2 rRNA genes are annotated in these 1,212 nt (G+C 54.5%); both read left to right on the top strand.

The features are described 5' to 3' along the window. A 23S ribosomal RNA gene (locus tag B5E79_RS13235) occupies nucleotides 1-1,026 on the top strand; the annotation flags it as partial. Between the two features lie 48 nt (nucleotides 1,027-1,074). Further along, nucleotides 1,075-1,183 (top strand): 5S ribosomal RNA (gene rrf / locus B5E79_RS13230). Nucleotides 1,184-1,212 lie beyond the last annotated feature (29 nt).

Here is a 1,212-nt window from a genome sequence, read left to right as displayed (position 1 = left end):
GCGAAGCCATGAACCGAAGCCCCAGTAAACGGCGGCCGTAACTATAACGGTCCTAAGGTAGCGAAATTCCTTGTCAGGTAAGTTCTGACCCGCACGAAAGGCGTAACGATTTGGGCGCTGTCTCGGCTGTAGACTCGGTGAAGTCTTAGTACCTGTGAAGATGCAGGTTACCCGCGACTAGACGGAAAGACCCCATGGAGCTTTACTGTAGCTTGATATTGGACTCTGATGCATGATGTACAGGATAGGTAGGAGGCAAGGATACGGATACGCCAGTATTCGAGGAGCCGACGTTGGGATACTACCCTTGATGCATTGGAGTTCTAACCGGACGACATGGAGCTGTCGACGGGACAGTGTCAGGTGGGCAGTTTGACTGGGGCGGTCGCCTCCCAAAGAGTAACGGAGGCGCCCAAAGATACCCTCAGCATGGATGGAAACCATGCGCAGAGTGCAAAGGCAAAAGGGTGTTTGACTGCGAGACAGACAAGTCGAGCAGGGACGAAAGTCGGGCTTAGTGATCCGGCGGCACCGAATGGAAGGGCCGTCGCTCAACGGATAAAAGCTACCCTGGGGATAACAGGCTGATCTCCCCCAAGAGTTCACATCGACGGGGAGGTTTGGCACCTCGATGTCGGCTCATCGCATCCTGGAGCTGAAGTCGGTTCCAAGGGTTGGGCTGTTCGCCCATTAAAGCGGTACGCGAGCTGGGTTCAGAACGTCGTGAGACAGTTCGGTCCCTATCTGTCGTGGGCGCAGGAAGTTTGAGGAGAGCTGCCCTCAGTACGAGAGGACCGGGGTGGACGGACCGATGGTGCACCAGTTGTCACGCCAGTGGCACAGCTGGGTAGCCAAGTCCGGAAGGGATAAACGCTGAAGGCATCTAAGCGTGAAGCCCCCTCCAAGATGAGACTTCCCATTCTTCGGAAGTAAGGTTCCTCCAAGACGAGGAGGTAGATAGGTCATGGGTGCAAGCATGGTGACATGCTGAGCTGAATGATACTAATAGACCGAGGGCTTAGCCGAAGTGGAAGAGAGAGGCTGTTCAGTTTTGAGCGTTCGTGCTCGAAGGGATCTGGTGGTGAAGGCGTGATGGAAACACCTGTACCCATGCCGAACACAGAAGTTAAGCATCACAGCGGCGAAGATAGTAGGCAACTGCGAAAATAGCACGCTGCCAGTCCATGTGAGGGAATAGTCATTCTATTCCCT

Source organism: Massilimicrobiota sp. An134 (assembly GCF_002160815.1).
In the GTDB taxonomy this organism is placed as follows: domain Bacteria; phylum Bacillota_I; class Bacilli_A; order Erysipelotrichales; family Coprobacillaceae; genus Allocoprobacillus; species Allocoprobacillus merdigallinarum.
Note: the sequence above shows the minus strand (reverse complement) of the source record. Positions and strands in the feature narration are given on the sequence as shown.